This window comes from Rhizobium sp. TAL182 (assembly GCF_002117725.1).
Lineage (GTDB): Bacteria > Pseudomonadota > Alphaproteobacteria > Rhizobiales > Rhizobiaceae > Rhizobium > Rhizobium esperanzae.
Genome location: NZ_CP021024.1, coordinates 1378466 through 1393786, shown reverse-complemented (window position 1 = coordinate 1393786; position 15321 = coordinate 1378466). Strand labels below are relative to the sequence as shown.

Genomic DNA, 15321 nt, shown 5'->3' with positions numbered 1-15321 from the left:
GCCGCCTCCGTTCCGAATTAACTTAGGGCCCAGGCGGAAAACCGCCAATACGCGATTCAGCCTATCGCAATTCGGACAAGACCTTCAGGCAGCCTTGGCCGGGAAGATCATGCTGACGGTCAGTCCGCGCTGTTCGGGCTTGTCGGGATTGGTGTCGGAGAGCTCCAGTCGGCCGTTATGCAGTTCCATCACTGCTTCGACCAGCGAGAGTCCAAGCCCGGTGCCCGGCTTCGAACGGCTTTCATCGAGGCGAACGAAGCGCTTCACCACATCGTCGCGCCTGTCGGCCGGAATGCCGCGGCCATGGTCGGCCACCGACAGGCAGATGCCGTCCGGATCGCGGGCAAGCTTGAGCGACACCTCGCCCGCCCCTTCCGTATCGGAGGAATATTTGATCGCATTGTCGAGCAGGTTGAAGATCGCCTGGCCGATCAGCTCGCGATTGCCCTGCACCTCGATGCCAGGCTCGACGCTGGCACTGAGACCGAGACCGGCTTCTTCAGCCGCCGGTTCGTAAAGCTCGGCGCTGTCGGAAACGATTGCCGAAAGCTCGACCGGCGACATCTCCGCCGCGACCGATCCGGCCTCGACGCGGGAGATCATCAACAGGGCGTTGAAGGTGCGGATCAGCTGATCCGATTCGGAAATGATGCCTTCGAGCGCCGTTCGTCGCGTTTCGCCATCGGCCATATCGAGGGCGTCGGCGGCCTTGTTGCGCAGCCGCGTCAGCGGGGTCTTGAGATCGTGGGCGATGTTATCGGAGACCTGCCGCAGGCCTTCATTGAGCTTCTCTATGCGTTCCAGCATGGTGTTCAGCGACATAGACAGCCGATCGAATTCATCGCCGGATCCGCCGACCGGCAGGCGCTGCGACAGATCGCCCGCCATGATCTTCTTGCTCGCATCCGACATGCGGTCGATGCGTTTGAGCGCGTTGCGGCCGATGCCGAACCAGATGATGATCGCGCCGAGCCCCATGATCGCCAAAGCCACCATCAGCGCCTGGCGCACCAGCAGGCGGAAACGCTCGGGATCGCCGAGGTCTCGGCCGACCAGAATTCTCAAGCCGTTGTCGAGCACGAAAATGTTGGCGATCGCCTTGTGCCGGCGCTCGACACCACCACCGTCTGTATAACGCTGATAGGCGAAGGGAGCCGAGGTCCAGCCGACCTCCTCGAAGACACCAGGCTGCACCGAAGCGACATTGCCGGCGAGAATATCCCCCGAGGGACCGGCGATGATGTAGAGATTGGCGCCCGGCTGGCGGGCACGCCGCTCCATCGTGCGCAGCAGAAGGTTCATGCCGCCGGTGTCATAGGCGCGCTGCACCTGCTCCACCTCCTGCCGGACGGCGTCGCGGATCTGGCCGGTCAGCAGCCGTTCCGACATCGCCGTCACATAGAAGACGAGCGTCGCGGCGCAGATGGCGAATAGCAGGATGTAGAGTGCCGATAGGCGGACTGCGGTGGACTTGAAGAGAACCCTGAAGCGGCTCATCCCTCGTCCTTGATCATGTACCCCGCGCCCCGGATGGTTTTCAGGAGCGGCTGGCTGAAGTCCTTCTCGATCTTCGAGCGCAGGCGCGAGACATGGACGTCGATGACGTTGGTCTGCGGGTCGAAGTGGTAGTCCCAGACATTTTCGAGCAGCATGGTGCGGGTGACCACCTGGCCAGCATTCTTCATCAGATATTCGAGCAGGCGGAATTCGCGCGGCTGCAGCGGGATTTCCTTGCCGCCGCGGCGCACCTCGTGGGAGAGTCGGTCGAGTTCAAGATCGCCGACGCGATAGACGACGTCCTGTTCCGGCGTGCCCTTGCGGCGGCCGAGCACTTCGACGCGCGCCAGCAGCTCACTGAAGGCGTAAGGCTTCGGCAGGTAATCGTCGCCGCCGGCACGAAGGCCGGTCACGCGGTCATCGACCTGGCCGAGCGCCGAGAGGATGAGGACCGGCGTGTGGATGCCCTTGCGGCGCAACTCGCTGATGACGGAAAGTCCGTCCCGGCGCGGCAGCATGCGGTCGATGACGATGACGTCATAGGTGTTCTCCGACCCCATGAACAGGCCGGCCTCGCCGTCGCTGGCGTGATCGGCGACGATGCCCGCCTCGCGAAAGGCTTTCGTGAGGTAGGCCGCGGCTTCGAGATCATCTTCGATGATGAGAATCTTCATGCGGCCGACATTACCCACCGGCTGCGTTTCGGCAAGGCTCAAAGCATCTTGCTGCGGGGCGGCGCTCATCGCGATCATCCTTGAAAGGTCAGAAGAAACGAGCCGCGCGGACCTCGGTCCGCACGGCTCCTGCTTTCTTTGCGGATCAGCCCTGGCCGTTGATCGGAAGCGCGACGAAACGGCTTCCTTCGCTGGACTGGATCTGGAACAGCGCGCGGGTGCGGCCGTCCTTCTTGGCCTGGTTCAGCACCTTGACGACATCGGCGGCGGTGGAGACCTCCTGGTTGTTGACCGAGGTGATCTTTTCGCCTTCCTTGATGCCCTTGTCGGCGGCATCGGAGTCGGGATCGATGCCAGTGATCGCAAGGCCCTTGCCGTCATCAGAGGGACCGACAGTCAGACCGAGATTGGCAAGGGCCTTCTCGGAAGCCGGTGCCTCAGGCTGCTGCGGCTGATTGTTGTTGTCATCGGCATTGGCATCCTTCTGATCGGCCGGCAGCGTGCCGAGTTCGACCGTGAGCGACTGGGCCTTGCCGGCGCGCCAGACCGAAAGCTCGGCCTTGCTGCCCGGCTGCATCGCACCAATTCGGCGGCTGAGATCACGGGCATCCTTGATCGTTTCGCCATTCAGCGCCGTGACAACGTCACCGGCCTTCATGCCGGCCTTGTCACCCGGCGATCCGGGCTGCGGGGCGACAACGAGAGCGCCGCTCGGCTCGGAAAGGCCGATAGATTCGGCGATATCCTTGGTCACCGGCTGGATCTGGACGCCCAGCCAGCCGCGCGACACCTGGCCATCCTTCATCAGATCGGCGACGACATCCTTGGCGGTCGAGGCGGGAATGGCGAAGGCGATGCCGACGCTGCCGCCCGAGGGCGAGAAGATCGCGGTATTGATACCGACGACTTCGCCGTTGAGGTTGAAGGTCGGACCGCCGGAGTTGCCGCGGTTCACGGCCGCGTCCACCTGCAGGTAATCGTCATAGGGACCGGAACCGATATCGCGGCCGCGGGCCGAGATGATGCCGGCGGTGACGGTGCCGCCGAGGCCGAAGGGGTTGCCAACGGCGACGACCCAGTCGCCGACGCGGACATTGTTGTCGTCGGCCCAGTTGACATAGGTGAACTTCTTGCCCTTGCCGTCGACTTTGAGGACGGCGAGATCGGTGCGCGGATCCTTGCCGATCAGCTTGGCATCGAGTTCGGTGCCGTCATTCATGACCGCGACGAAGGCCTGGCCATCCGAAACCACGTGGTTGTTGGTGACGATGTAGCCGTCCTCGGAGATGAAGAAGCCGGAACCTTGAGCGACCGGCCGCAGGCGTCCTTTACCGCCCGGACCGTTCGGGCCGCCCGGACCACCGGGGCCGTTCTGGCCGAAGCGGCGCTGGTGGCCCTGCTGGTCGTTCGGATCCTGGCCAAACTGCTTGAAGAAGCGCTTCAGCGGGTGATCGTCGGGCAGATCGTCGAAGCCGCGGCCATTGAAATCGAAGGAGAAGCCGTCATTGTTGTCGGCAACGGGATTGACGCGGTTTTCAACGCGAACGGAAACAACGGCGGGCGAAACGGCATCGACGACATTGGCGAAGCTCGGGACGGCGGGGGCCTGAACCTTGACCGCTTCAGCGTAGGACCGGGTAATTTCGAGCGGAACGCCGGTTGCGAGCACAGCGGCTGCGATACCGGCGACGGTAGAAGCCTTGAGCACAGTGGCGAGGGACGGACGTCCGTTGAAATTCTGCAGCATTGGAGCACCTTCTCTTGTTCTTGGATCTTCAGACCGGCGACGCCGGATCAGTCGATGACTTAAGATATAGGATGGCGCACCTTACTGCGAACTGTCCGGTCAATGAAAAGTTCGTAATGTTTGTGATGTTTCTGACGGTCGGACGCGCCCGGCCATGTCTCAGGCCCGCTCAGAGCATGCGGAAATAGTGTCGCTACCGCCTCGTCCGAGCGCTATTTCTTTAGAAGTTCGCGCAGCTGCGCCTGTTCTTCCGGCGTCAGCTTGCTGCCCGTCGGCTTGCCGGCCCTCCGACGCGCAAAGACCAGCAGTGACAGCCCCCCGGCGAGCACCAGCAGCGCCGGCGTTCCCCACAGCAATACCGTCTTCAAGCTGAACTGCGGTTTCAGCAGGACGAATTCGCCGTAGCGCGAGACGATGTAGTTGAGTACAGCCTCATCGCTGTCGCCGTTGCTGATGCGCTCACGCACAAGCAAGCGGAGATCCTTGGCGAGCTCGGCATTGGAATCGTCAATCGACTGATTCTGGCAGACCATGCAGCGCAGTTCGGCCGACAGGGCGCGGGCCCGCGCCTCCAGCACCGGATCGGCCAGCACCTCATCGGGATTGACAGCGAAGGCGGAGACGGGCGCGAAGAGGATGAAGAGAATGACGAGAAGCCGGGAGAGAAGCGGCATTCCCCTTCTCCCCTCGGGGAGAAGGTGCCCGACAGGGCGGATGAGGGGGCGACCCCTCGCAGCAATAACGACCTTTCGCTTGCGCTCAAAATCCTCGCGGCTCTGCCGTTCGGCCCCCTCATCTGCCCTTCGGACATCTTCTCTCCGGTGGGGAGAAGCGGAAAAAAGGTGCGAGCGCATCATTCCGCCGCCTCCATCACAGGCGCGGCCGGTTTTGCCTTCGCCTTCCGGCGCGGGGCGCCGACGCGCAGGCGCCGGTCGGAGAGCGAGACGCAGCCGCCGGCGGCCATGAACAGCGCGCCGCCCCAGATGCAGAGGATGAACGGCTTCCACCAGATGCGCACGACGATGCCGCCGTCCTTGGTGGCGTCGCCGAGCGAGACATAGAGCTGGCTGAGGCCGAAGGTCAGGATGCCCGCCTCCGTCGTCGGCATCTGCCGGGCGGTATAGAGCCGCTTGGCCGACCAGGTGTCGGCAATGGTGACACCGGCGCGCCGGATGGTGAAGTGGCCGCGCTCCTCGGTGTAGTTCGGCCCCCTGCCCGCCCGCATGCCGTCGAACTCAAGGCTGTAGCCGCCGGCTTCGACCGTCTGACCCGGCTTCATCTCGACGACATGTTCGCTCTGGAAGGTGGTGACGGCGACGATGCCGAGCACACTGACGCCGAGCCCGGCATGGGCAAGCGCCGTGCCGAAAGCCGAGCGCGGCAGGCCCGACAGGCGGCGCCAGGCGACAGAGCCCGCCACCTTGCCGATGCCGGCCCGATACCAGAGATCGGCAATGGCGCCGAGGATCAGGAACAGCCCGGCCGCCAGCCCGAGCACGGAGAGCACCGGCCCGCCATGTTGGAGATAGAAGAAGACCAGAGCGGTGGCGAAGGCGAGAGCCGCGACAAGGTAGAGCCGCTGCAGGGCGCCGAGCAGATCGCCGCGCTTCCAGGCCAGCAGCGGTCCGAACGGCACGATGACGAGCAGCGGCGCCATCAGCAGGCCGAAGGTCAGGTTGAAGAAGGGCGGCCCGACCGAGATCTTGTCACCGGTGATCGTCTCCAGAAGCAGCGGATAGAGCGTGCCGGTCAGCACCGTGCCGCAGGCGACCGTCAGGATCAGATTGTTGAGGACGAGCGCGCCCTCGCGCGAGATCGGTGCAAACAGCCCGCCGGCCGCAAGCTTCGGCGCCCGCAGGGCAAACAGCGACAGCGCCCCGCCGATGAAGATCAAGAGGATCGAGAGGATGAAGACGCCGCGAGTGGGATCGCTGGCAAAGGCATGCACCGAGGTCAGCACGCCGGAGCGCACCAGGAAGGTCCCCATCAGCGACAGCGAGAAGGTCAGGATGGCGAGCAGCACCGTCCAGATCTTCAGCGCCTCGCGCTTTTCCATGACGAGGGCCGAATGCAGCAGCGCGGTGCCGGCCAGCCACGGCATGAACGAGGCGTTCTCCACCGGATCCCAGAACCACCAGCCGCCCCAGCCGAGCTCGTAATAGGCCCAGTAGGAGCCCATGGCGATGCCGAGCGTCAGGCAGGTCCAGGCAGCCAGCGTCCAGGGCCGCACCCAGCGGGCCCAGGCGGCGTCGATCCTGCCTTCCAGCAGAGCCGCCACGGCAAAGGAGAAGCAGACGGAAAAGCCGACATAACCGAGATAGAGCAGCGGCGGGTGGATGGCGAGCCCGATATCCTGCAGCACCGGATTGAGGTCGCGGCCTTCGGCCGGGGCCGGATCGAGCCGCAGGAAGGGATTGGAGGTCAAGAGAATGAACAGGGTGAAGGCGAGCGAGATCCAGGCCTGGACGGCAAGCACATTGGCCTTCAGCGTCTCCGGCAGGTTGGCGCCGAAGATCGCGACCAGGGCGCTGAACAGCGCCAAGATCAACAGCCAGAGCATCATCGATCCCTCGTGATTGCCCCAGACGCCGGAATATTTGTAGATCAGCGGCACCAGCGAATGCGAATTCTCCCAGACGTTCTCGACCGAGAAGTCGGAGACGACATGGGCATAGGTCAAAACGGCGAAGGCGAAGGCGACGAGCGCAAACATGACAAGCGAACCGACGCTCGCCACATCCATCATCGCCCGGTCATGGCGGCGGGCGCCGATCACAGGCACGATCGAGACGATCAGCGCCGTCGCCAGCGCCAGCACCAAAGCGTAATGGCCGATCTCGATGATCATGGCGTCGCCTTCGCCTCCTGCCCCTGCCCCGGATTTTGTTGGCTCTGGCCCTGCCTCTGGCCCTGCCCTTGGCCTTCCTGCCACAGCCCCTGCGCCTTCAGCTTGTCGGCCACCTCCTTCGGCATATAGGTCTCGTCATGCTTGGCCAGCACCGTGTCGGCTGTAAAGACGTTCGTTCCGGCGGCAAACATGCCTTCGGTGACGACGCCCTGCCCTTCGCGGAACAGATCGGGAAGGATGCCGGTAAAGTGGACCTTGACCGCATTGGCGCTGCCGTCGGTGACGGAAAACTCCACCGTCGAACCGGCGCCGCGCACGACGCTGCCGGCCCCGACCAGGCCGCCGAGCCGGATGCGGGTCTCCGGCGCCACCGGCGTCCTGGCAAGATCGGCCGGCATGTAGAAATAGGCCACCGACTGGCTGAAGGCGAACATCACCAACAACACCGCCGCAAGGATGAAACTCATCCCGCCAGCAATCACCGCAAGGCGCTTCTGCTTGCGCGTCATTGTGTCATTCCCTCCGTGGCAATGCCAAGTTCCCTGGCAAGCGCCAGCAATTGCCGACCCTGCTCGCCGGACGGCGGAAAGGCGGCAAGCCCTCGCTTCAGGGCGTCGGCTGCGCGATTCTTATCGTTCAATACGGCGTAAGAGCGGACGAGCCGCATCCATCCCTCGAAATTGTCGGGATCCTCGCTGAGCTCGGCATCAAGCCTTTCGACCATGCCACGGATCATCTGCTGACGGTCGCCGGCATTCATGTTTTCAGCCGCCGCCACATCTTCCGACGTCGGTCCACCGGGCGTCGCCGGCGGGGCGGCCGCGCCGCCGTTCTTGGCGATATGTTCATTGACCAGCGGCAGCCAGGGCGCATCGGCCGGCGATTGCTGCGCCAGCGCCTCGAAGGCCCGGCGGGCCTCGTCGGCCCGTCCCGCCTGTTCCATGCTGAGCGCAATGTAGAAGCGGGCACGAGGATTATCGGGCTCCAGCGTCAGCGACTGTTCCAGCGCCTGGCGGGCCTCCTCCGTCACGACGCCGTCGGAGACCGCCATCAACGTCTCGGCAAGACCGTCGAGCCGGATCGGGCTCGGGCCAAGAAGCCGGATCGCGTTGCGGTAGGCCACCTCAGCATCGGTCACCCGCATCGTGCGGAAATAGATCGGCGCCAGCACGTCCCAACCCTTGCCGTCGTCGGGATTTTGAGCCAGATGCCGTTCCGCCTTGGCGATCAGCACCGCCACGTCGTCACCGGGATTTTCCAGCCGCGCTTCCAGCGGCTGCGACGGCAGATCCGGCCTGCCTGTCGTCAGATAAAGACAGAGCCCGAGCGCCGGCAGGATCAAGAGGACGAAGACTTCGGCAAGGCGATGATGCCGTGCGGGTTTCTGCGTCATCTCCGCCTCTCCGGCAGAGACGGCGATCAGCCGCCGGCCGATTTCGGCTCTGGCGTAATCAGCCTCCTCAGGCGTGATCAGCCCGCCAGCAAGATCGCGGTCGAGTTCGCGCAACTGGTCGCGATAGACTGCCGCCTCGCCGGCGCGGCTGTTCTGCGCCGCCTTCGCACCACGCAGAAGGGGGTAGAGCAGGATGACGGCGACGGCTGCCGTCAAAACGGCAACGAGAATCCAGAACAGCATATCGGCCCAAATACGTGAAGCATACGCCTATTCCAACTGCCAAAGCCGGAATGACGAAGATTTGAGGCTATTCGCCGCAATCTAGAGCCGGATTTCTCAGCCGAGCGGCGACCAACTGCCGTCTTCGTTGCGGCAGGCTGCACCCCGCGCCACGGTTTCCTTGCCATCGACGGTCAGCGTATGGGTATATTGCCGGCAATTCTGCGAGCCGACCTGATAGGGCGCGGCCGCCACGACCTTGCCTGTGACGTCCTTGCCGCTCCAGACTACCGGCTGGCCGACCGCCGCTCCTTCCAGCGCCCGATATTCTGCCTCAAGGGCCCGCTGCTTGTTGCTGTCGCTCAAGCTCACGCCGCTGCGGCCGACGATGCCGCCCTGGAGCGCGGTGATGAACGCGGCCGACGCGGAGGGTTTGCTCGAAAAAATGCCGCGCGAAGCGGCACCCTTCGTCGTCGTGCAGCCGGTGAGCGCGACGGCGATAAGAAGGATGGAAACCATCATGCCTTGCGAGCGTAGAATCATTGCGTCGAACCGCGATCAGAGGTCAAATTCAAGCCGATCGAAGTGCAGCGTCCCCGTGTCAGCATTATGGCAAAGCATGCTATACGTTTGCCACTATCCTTGTGACATCAAGCAGTTGGTCATGCAACATCCTTTGTGACGCCTGGCAGGATAAGCTTCGCCTTCAGGCCGCCCCATTCGCCGCGGGAGAGCTCAAGCCTTCCCTGATATTCGTTGGAAATCTCGGTGACGATCGAAAGGCCGAGCCCGGTTCCCGGCTTGCTTTCATCGAGCCTGCGGCCACGCTTCAGCGCCTCGCGGATCTGGTCGGGCTCAAGGCCGGGCCCGTCATCCTCGACGGCAAGCTCCACCCAGCGCCGGCGGGCGCTCGCCTCCGCCCCCTTCACGTCCTCGCCAGCCTCGACGGCCGAAAGCCGCACCCTGCTCTTAGCGAAACGCGCCGCATTTTCCAGGAGATTGCCGACGGTTTCCTCGAGATCCTGCTGTTCCATGGCGACGGCAAGATGCGGCGGCGAGACGACAAGATCGAATTCGGTATCAACGTTCAGCCGGCGCATGACGCGCACCAGCCGCTCCAGCGCCGGTTCGGCATCGGTGCGGGCCAGCACGGATTCGCGCTGGGCGGCGATGCGGGCCCGGTTGAGATAGGACTGCACCTGCCCTTGCATCGATTCCGCCTGGCTGCGCACCAGTTCGCCATGGGATTTTTCCAGCACCCGCGCCTCGTTGAGCAGAACGGCGATCGGCGTTTTCAGCGAATGCGCCAGGTTGCCGACCTGCATGCGCGCCCGCTCGACGATGCGGCGGTTGCTGTCGATCAGCGCATTGACCTCGTTGGCGAGCGGCAGGATCTCGCGCGGGAAGTCACCCTTCAGCTGCTCGCTCTCGCCGGCGCGGATGCGCTCCAGGGCGGCACGCGCCTTGTCGAGCGGCTTCAGGCCGTAGAGGATCGCCAGCGCATTGACGATCAGGCTGCCGACGCCGAAACCGGCGAGCGCCAGATAGAGGCTGTGGGAAAAGGTGCGGACATCGTCCTCGACGACGTCGACATTGCCGGTGACGCGGAAGCGCGCCGCGCGCCCGTCGGTGTCGAGCACCACTTCGGTCTCGGCCACCTGCACGCGGTTCCCGGAGGCATCCATCACCTGGTAGTAGCGCTCGTAATTCTTGTCGAAAGGCGCCTCGACGACGGAGGGTACCGGAATGAGCGCCGAGCCGAGCGAGGGGGAGACCAGCGGCGCAGTCGTATAGGTGCCGAGCGGCTCCACCACCCAGTACCAGCCGGTCTTCGGCTGAGCAAAGCGCAGATCACCGAGCTGCGGGCTGCCGCTCAATGCCCCCTGATCGCCGATCGTCACGGAATTGATGACATTATAGAGCTGGGCCCGCAGCAGATCCTGGAAACCACGTTCGGCGCTCTTGCGGTAGAGCGTCGAGATCAGCAAGCCGATCACCACCAGGGCCACCGTCGACCAGACCGTGGTCAGCAGCAGCACGCGTGCGGTGAGCGACTTAATTCGCATGTTTCGGCGCTTGGATGCGGTAGCCGAGACCGCGCACCGTTTCGATCAGGTCGACGCCCATCTTTTTGCGCAGGCGGCCAACAAAGACCTCGATGGTGTTGGAATCGCGGTCGAAATCCTGGTCATACATGTGCTCGACCAGCTCCGTGCGCGAGACGACCTCGCCCATGTGATGCATGAGATAGGCGAGCAGGCGATATTCATGCGAGGTCAGCTTCAGCGCTGTACCGTTGACCGTCGCCTTCGAGGATTTGGTATCGAGCCGCACCGGCCCGCAGACGATCTCGGAGGAGGCATGCCCGGCGGCGCGGCGGATCAGCGCCCGGATGCGCGCCAGCACTTCCTCGACATGAAAAGGCTTGGTGACGTAATCGTCGGCGCCGGCATCGATGCCGGCGACCTTGTCGCTCCAGCGGTCGCGCGCCGTCAGGATCAGAACCGGCATGCCGCGGCCGGCGCCGCGCCATTTTTCCAGCACGGTCACACCGTCCATCTCCGGCAGGCCGATATCGAGGATAATGGCGTCATAGGGTTCGGTGTCGCCGAGGAAATGGCCCTCTTCGCCATCGAACGCCTGGTCGACGACATAACCCGCCTCCTTCAGCGTGTCGGTCAGCTGCCGGTTCAGGTTGACGTCGTCTTCGATTACCAGGATGCGCATCGGTCCGCCTTCGTCCACTTTAAATCGATCGTGTTTGAATAGACCGATTCCGCTTACATCGGAACCTTTACCGTTACCTTGCGTGGACGCTGGCCATTGCCCGACACGAGAACGGTAATGATGCAGCTATCGCCCACCGGTTGCACGGACAGGAGCTGCCCGCCCGTCTGTTCGACGACCTGGGCTGCGGCGGCGCTGCAATCGCCAGCCACGTGCAGAACGAGGGTGCCTGCGCCATCCGGTGAGGGCGCCGATGCCACCAGTCCGGCGGCCACTACTGCGACGCTCAGAGGAAAGGCCATGTCTTACGCTTTCAAGGTAATTCCAACTTGCTGCGAATATGTACTCAAGCGACCTGAATGGCAAATGAATGCGCTGTAATACAGGGCATTTAGAACCGTTCTCGACTGTTTGGGGCAATCGATTTCAGCCCTTGGAATCGGCGGCCGCCACAAGTGCCGGCGGTCCGCCTTGCGCCTGGAAACAAGGCGTCCCGCCGCTGGAATCCGGATGCTGGCCAGTTCCTCCGGCAAGCATGCAAATCCGGGGTGATCCCACCGCGGTCATCGTTTCCGAATCGGCCGCGTCGTTCTGATTCGCGCCGAACAGCAATTACGTCAGGCCGGCCGACAGCGGCACGCATTAAGGCGCAGCGGGTCGTCCTCAAATTGTACCGCTCTCTCATGTCGTTCGCTCATCTTTTCATCCGTTCGAGAAAAACGCAGGCGTCAGGCATAGCGGAATTGCCGATCGCGGCTTTCGCCGGCTGGTTGAAACTGCTATCCCTTGCTGGCCTCGCATTTCAGAGCCTTTTCAGCCCCAATGCCAAATTCCTTCCGCTTCCGTTCAGCGCAGACGGTCACCGTGCTTGCCGCTACCCAGCTGATCGGCTGGGGCACGACGTTCGACATGCTCGGCGTCATGGGCCGCGACGTGGCACCGGCTCTCGGCGTGGCGAACGAGGTTATCTTTGCCGGCCTGACGATCATGATGGTGGTCAGCGCCATTGCCGGTCCGACGACCGGCCGTTGGCTCGGCCGCTATGGCGCCGCCCGGGTGCTTTCGGCCGCCTCGCTGATCTTCGCGTTCGGCCTCTCTCTGCTGGCGGTGGCAAACGGCATTCTGCTCTACGCCGCCGCCTGGCTCGTCATCGGCATCGGCGGCGCATTGGGTCTCTCGGCACCGGCCTATACCGCCGTCGTCGAACGCGAAGGGATAAACGGCAAACGCGTCATCGCCATCCTCATGCTGTTCACCGGGCTATCGAGCACCATCTTCTGGCCGATCCTCAGCCTGCTCAACGAGGCGGTCGGCTGGCGGCTAACCTTTGTTTTCTGCGCGGCGCTGCAATTCTTCGTCTGCCTGCCGCTGCACCTTTTCGCTCTGCCGAAGCCGATCGTGACGCATGCCGAGAGCAGCGCGGCGGAGATTCCGCCGGTGCCATTGTCGAAGACGGCTCGGCGCAAGGCTTTCCTGCTGATTGCCGCGGTGACAACGATCTCGACCTTCGTCACCTTCGGCATCGCCCCATCGCTGCTCGAAATCTTCCGCCAGTCCGGGGCTTCACCGGCGCTCGCGCTGCAGCTCGGCTCGGCGCGCGGCGTCCTCGGCATCTCGGCCCGTTTCCTCGACATGCTGTTCGGCCGCCGCGGCAACCCCATCCTCAGCGCCGTCATGGGCACCAGCCTGACGGTAGTCAGCTTTCTGATCATGCTGACAGCCGGCCCATCGACGCCGGTCCTCGTCACCTTCATCCTGCTCTACGGCTTCGGCTCGGGCGTCATGGCCGTCGCCCGGGCCCTGCTACCGCTGGCGCTGTTCTCGCCGAGCGAATTCGGCCTGCATTCGGCCCGGCTGTCACTACCGCAGAACCTCGCCAATGCCATCGCTCCCGTCGTCTTCACCGCCATTCTAGATCGCGCCGGCACCGGTCCGGCGCTGCTCGCCTGCGCCGTTTTCTCAGCATTGGCGTTCACTCTCGTGCTGATGCTGATGGCGCTGGTGCGGGACGCCGGGGCACCGGAGCCGAGCCCGGTCGTTTCGTGAGGCTCGGGCCTGGACGTCAGCGGTTCCGAATATCTCTCGATCAGCATCTTCAGGCCGCTGCAGCTGTTCCGACGAGCCATGATCCGTCGTGATCGGCGAGTCTTTTGAGTCCCTTGCGGCGGGTTTCTCGAAAAGTGATTCCGGTGTCTCAGAAGGTCGATCCGTGTCGCAACGACCTAAATCCGAAAAATCGCTCATCTCTCTGAAAAAAAGGCGATTTCCCCATGCCCCAAGCGCGGCTACCGGAGGATGGCCGGCGTCAGAGCGGCCGCGTCACGGCCGTGCGGCTGTCGTAATCGGCGGCGATGCGCTTTTCCCGAAGCGGGCGCACGCGCTCGATCGAACGCTGGTAATCGGGGTGCGCCTTATAAGCAGCGAGAGCCGCCTCATCGTCGAATTCGCCATAGACCACAAGATCGATCTCGGTGCCCAGCTGATCGGTCTTCACATTGGAGCCGATTTCCAACAGGCGCGCGTATGGAATGGCGGTCAGGATCGAAAGTCCCGCCCTCACCTCCTCCAGATGTTCCTCCTGCACGGTGAAGAAGACGATATGGCGGATCACGCGGAAGCTCCTGTCAGATTCCAGAGGGGGTGGCCCGCGCGATAACACGCGCGGCGTGGGCCTTCAACCGCGCGGCCTGCCCTGCGCGGCATCCGGACGCAGTGCCGCATGGAAGGCCATGGCGTAACCCGCGAGCTTTTCCGCCCGGTCGGTACCGTTGACGATGCGGCGCGCGTTGACCCAATCCTCGGTCGTCGCATTCAGGTGATCGGCGAGTTTGTGGCCGGTAAAGCTACCCTGCAGCATGCCTTCGATCAGGATCGTCACCGCCGCCTCCATTCCCATCGCCCGATCGGGATCGGCAACCAGATCGATGCCTGTCAGCGCGCTCATTGCCTCGTAATTCCGCTTATGGGTGAGCTGCACCAGTCCGCGCCCGAGCCAGCAGCGGCCATCCTCGTCCGGCCGCCAGTAGGGCGTCTTCACCCATGAGAGTCGGCCTGCGGCAAAGGCTGCCTCCAGGATCTCGACCGCGCGCACATCGCTTTCAGCCAGTGTCTCGCGCACCGGCTGCATCGTATAGGCGGTCTCATGATAGGCGGTTGCGAGGATATAGGCCAGCCATCGGCGGTCGGTCGGCGCAGACCGCTTTTCCCAGGCGTCGAGAATCGCCGTCATCCCCACTACCTGAGGATGAGTCAGCTCTCCCCTGAAGAGCTCGCGCCGTACAGCGTCAAAAAAGAATACCCGGTTCATGTGAACAACCATTCCGCGCTTCCCGCAGGCCTTGTGGTTAAAACGGTCTTAATCGATTAAAATAAACTTAATCGTTTGAAGTGTCTAAGCCCCTGATTTACACGCCTTTTGTCTTGTGCAATGCATTTTTCACGCCCTGAAGCCTTACCACCACAAGAGGAGACTTCCGATGCAGACGCCCGCCAACACGCAGACCACCATTCCCCAGCATGTCGTCGACCAGATGGAAAATGAGTGGCGCCAGATTCGCCTTGAGCGCGAGAATACCCGCCCGGCACCGGCAGCCTCAACAGCAGCGCTGATTGATACAGGCAAGGCGGCGCGGATGTAAGGCCTGACCTCATCGTGTTGCAGCCTCAAGCCGGTTCGCCAGCGCTTCGAGCGACCGAGTGAAGACCTTTCCATCTCTGAGTGCGCGCGACAGCACCAACGCGCCTTGAATGCCGCAGACGCCTTCCTCAGCGAGCGTCTGCGCCTCCGTCTCAGCACAGCCAGCCCGCATCAGCGCCGAACTCAACGCCTCGATCCAGCGGATGAAATAATCGGCGATCTCCGACGAAAACCGCACGCGGGTGTCGTCGAGCGCGAAGGCGCCGACAAGGCAGATGCGGCCGCCGGCGCGGAAGTAGTCATTGACATTGACCCACATCGCCGCAATCGCCTGACGGGCGTCGTCATTCCTCAGCGGCCGATAGATCGCCTGTTCGAACCAGGCATCGATATCGGCCAGCACAGCGCCGGCCATCTCCTCCTTGCCGCCGGGGAAGAAGTGATAAAGGCTGCCCTTGCCGATGCCGGTGCGTTCGGTGATGCGGCTGAGCGTGGCGCCCTCATAGCCGAGCTCGCGGAAGGTTTCCGCCAGCAGCGGTACGATATCGGCGCGTTCATAGACGGTCCTCACCGGCC

The 15321-nt window shown here is 63.5% G+C and carries 14 protein-coding genes and 2 pseudogenes; 2 read left to right on the top strand and 14 right to left on the bottom strand.

Annotated features, from left to right (window positions below; all coding sequences use genetic code 11):
• Positions 1 to 84: 84 nt before the first annotated feature.
• The 11 genes and pseudogenes from Tal182_RS07125 to Tal182_RS07070 all read right to left on the bottom strand — a co-directional run bounded on the left by Tal182_RS07125 (position 85) and on the right by Tal182_RS07070 (position 11410).
• Positions 85 to 1497 (bottom strand): HAMP domain-containing sensor histidine kinase, encoded by a 1413-nt coding sequence (locus tag Tal182_RS07125; RefSeq protein WP_085858910.1) that lies wholly within the window; start codon positions 1495 to 1497, stop codon positions 85 to 87.
• Positions 1494 to 2240: a response regulator transcription factor gene (locus Tal182_RS07120; RefSeq protein WP_064706671.1), complete on the bottom strand. Its 747-nt coding sequence runs from the start codon at positions 2238 to 2240 to the stop codon at positions 1494 to 1496. The genes Tal182_RS07125 and Tal182_RS07120 overlap by 4 nt, the downstream gene beginning before the upstream one ends.
• 76 nt (positions 2241 to 2316) lie before the next feature.
• Entirely contained in the window at positions 2317 to 3918 is a 1602-nt protein-coding gene (locus Tal182_RS07115; protein ID WP_085858908.1) for a Do family serine endopeptidase, read from the bottom strand.
• A 212-nt stretch (positions 3919 to 4130) separates the two neighbouring features.
• On the bottom strand, positions 4131 to 4592 hold the full coding sequence (locus Tal182_RS07105) for a cytochrome c-type biogenesis protein (RefSeq protein WP_064809942.1): 462 nt from the start codon (positions 4590 to 4592) through the stop codon (positions 4131 to 4133).
• Between the two features lie 179 nt (positions 4593 to 4771).
• A complete protein-coding gene (locus Tal182_RS07100; protein WP_085858906.1) occupies positions 4772 to 6766 on the bottom strand; it encodes a heme lyase CcmF/NrfE family subunit in 1995 nt (664 codons plus the stop codon).
• A complete protein-coding gene (gene ccmE, locus Tal182_RS07095; protein WP_085858903.1) occupies positions 6763 to 7275 on the bottom strand; it encodes a cytochrome c maturation protein CcmE in 513 nt (170 codons plus the stop codon). Before ccmE ends, Tal182_RS07100 begins: the two co-directional genes overlap by 4 nt.
• Positions 7272 to 8433 (bottom strand): annotated as a pseudogene (gene ccmI / locus Tal182_RS07090) (c-type cytochrome biogenesis protein CcmI). The gene ccmE and the pseudogene ccmI overlap by 4 nt, the downstream one beginning before the upstream one ends.
• 65 nt (positions 8434 to 8498) lie before the next feature.
• Complete coding sequence (locus Tal182_RS07085; protein WP_064801350.1) at positions 8499 to 8924, bottom strand: hypothetical protein; 426 nt, start codon at positions 8922 to 8924, stop codon at positions 8499 to 8501.
• A gap of 119 nt (positions 8925 to 9043) precedes the next feature.
• Entirely contained in the window at positions 9044 to 10447 is a 1404-nt protein-coding gene (locus Tal182_RS07080; RefSeq protein ID WP_064801348.1) for a HAMP domain-containing sensor histidine kinase, read from the bottom strand.
• Complete coding sequence (locus tag Tal182_RS07075; RefSeq protein WP_064682001.1) at positions 10437 to 11108, bottom strand: response regulator transcription factor; 672 nt, start codon at positions 11106 to 11108, stop codon at positions 10437 to 10439. Before Tal182_RS07075 ends, Tal182_RS07080 begins: the two co-directional genes overlap by 11 nt.
• 53 nt (positions 11109 to 11161) lie before the next feature.
• Complete coding sequence (locus Tal182_RS07070) at positions 11162 to 11410, bottom strand: hypothetical protein (RefSeq protein WP_085858901.1); 249 nt, start codon at positions 11408 to 11410, stop codon at positions 11162 to 11164.
• A gap of 520 nt (positions 11411 to 11930) precedes the next feature.
• On the opposite strand from Tal182_RS07070, the gene Tal182_RS07065 reads away from it, so the two are divergent.
• A complete protein-coding gene (locus Tal182_RS07065; RefSeq protein WP_085860875.1) occupies positions 11931 to 13154 on the top strand; it encodes an MFS transporter in 1224 nt (407 codons plus the stop codon).
• 259 nt (positions 13155 to 13413) lie between these two features.
• Here the strand turns inward: Tal182_RS07065 and Tal182_RS07060 are convergent, their stop codons facing one another.
• Both Tal182_RS07060 and Tal182_RS07055 read right to left on the bottom strand, forming a co-directional pair.
• On the bottom strand, positions 13414 to 13719 hold the full coding sequence (locus Tal182_RS07060; RefSeq protein ID WP_064801342.1) for a Dabb family protein: 306 nt from the start codon (positions 13717 to 13719) through the stop codon (positions 13414 to 13416).
• Positions 13720 to 13732: 13 nt separating this feature from the next.
• Positions 13733 to 14427: pseudogene (locus Tal182_RS07055) on the bottom strand (hypothetical protein).
• A gap of 157 nt (positions 14428 to 14584) precedes the next feature.
• Between Tal182_RS07055 and Tal182_RS32155 the strand changes: the two are divergent.
• The gene (locus tag Tal182_RS32155; protein WP_164517771.1) at positions 14585 to 14746 is read left to right on the top strand and encodes a hypothetical protein; all 162 of its coding nucleotides are present in this window, start codon (positions 14585 to 14587) and stop codon (positions 14744 to 14746) included.
• 9 nt (positions 14747 to 14755) lie between these two features.
• Here the strand turns inward: Tal182_RS32155 and Tal182_RS07050 are convergent, their stop codons facing one another.
• On the bottom strand, positions 14756 to 15316 hold the full coding sequence (locus Tal182_RS07050; RefSeq protein ID WP_085858898.1) for a TetR/AcrR family transcriptional regulator: 561 nt from the start codon (positions 15314 to 15316) through the stop codon (positions 14756 to 14758).
• Positions 15317 to 15321 lie beyond the last annotated feature (5 nt).

Bases quoted from the DNA above. Each gene is read 5' to 3' on its own strand.
- Tal182_RS07125 (WP_085858910.1), bottom strand. From the start codon at position 1,497: ATGAGCCGCTTCAGGGTTCTCTTCAAGTCCACCGCAGTCCGCCTATCG.
- Tal182_RS07120 (WP_064706671.1), bottom strand. From the start codon at position 2,240: ATGAGCGCCGCCCCGCAGCAAGATGCTTTGAGCCTTGCCGAAACGCAG.
- Tal182_RS07115 (WP_085858908.1), bottom strand. From the start codon at position 3,918: ATGCTGCAGAATTTCAACGGACGTCCGTCCCTCGCCACTGTGCTCAAG.
- Tal182_RS07105 (WP_064809942.1), bottom strand. From the start codon at position 4,592: ATGCCGCTTCTCTCCCGGCTTCTCGTCATTCTCTTCATCCTCTTCGCG.
- Tal182_RS07100 (WP_085858906.1), bottom strand. From the start codon at position 6,766: ATGATCATCGAGATCGGCCATTACGCTTTGGTGCTGGCGCTGGCGACG.
- ccmE (WP_085858903.1), bottom strand. From the start codon at position 7,275: ATGACGCGCAAGCAGAAGCGCCTTGCGGTGATTGCTGGCGGGATGAGT.
- Tal182_RS07085 (WP_064801350.1), bottom strand. From the start codon at position 8,924: ATGATTCTACGCTCGCAAGGCATGATGGTTTCCATCCTTCTTATCGCC.
- Tal182_RS07080 (WP_064801348.1), bottom strand. From the start codon at position 10,447: ATGCGAATTAAGTCGCTCACCGCACGCGTGCTGCTGCTGACCACGGTC.
- Tal182_RS07075 (WP_064682001.1), bottom strand. From the start codon at position 11,108: ATGCGCATCCTGGTAATCGAAGACGACGTCAACCTGAACCGGCAGCTG.
- Tal182_RS07070 (WP_085858901.1), bottom strand. From the start codon at position 11,410: ATGGCCTTTCCTCTGAGCGTCGCAGTAGTGGCCGCCGGACTGGTGGCA.
- Tal182_RS07065 (WP_085860875.1), top strand. From the start codon at position 11,931: ATGCCAAATTCCTTCCGCTTCCGTTCAGCGCAGACGGTCACCGTGCTT.
- Tal182_RS32155 (WP_164517771.1), top strand. From the start codon at position 14,585: ATGCAGACGCCCGCCAACACGCAGACCACCATTCCCCAGCATGTCGTC.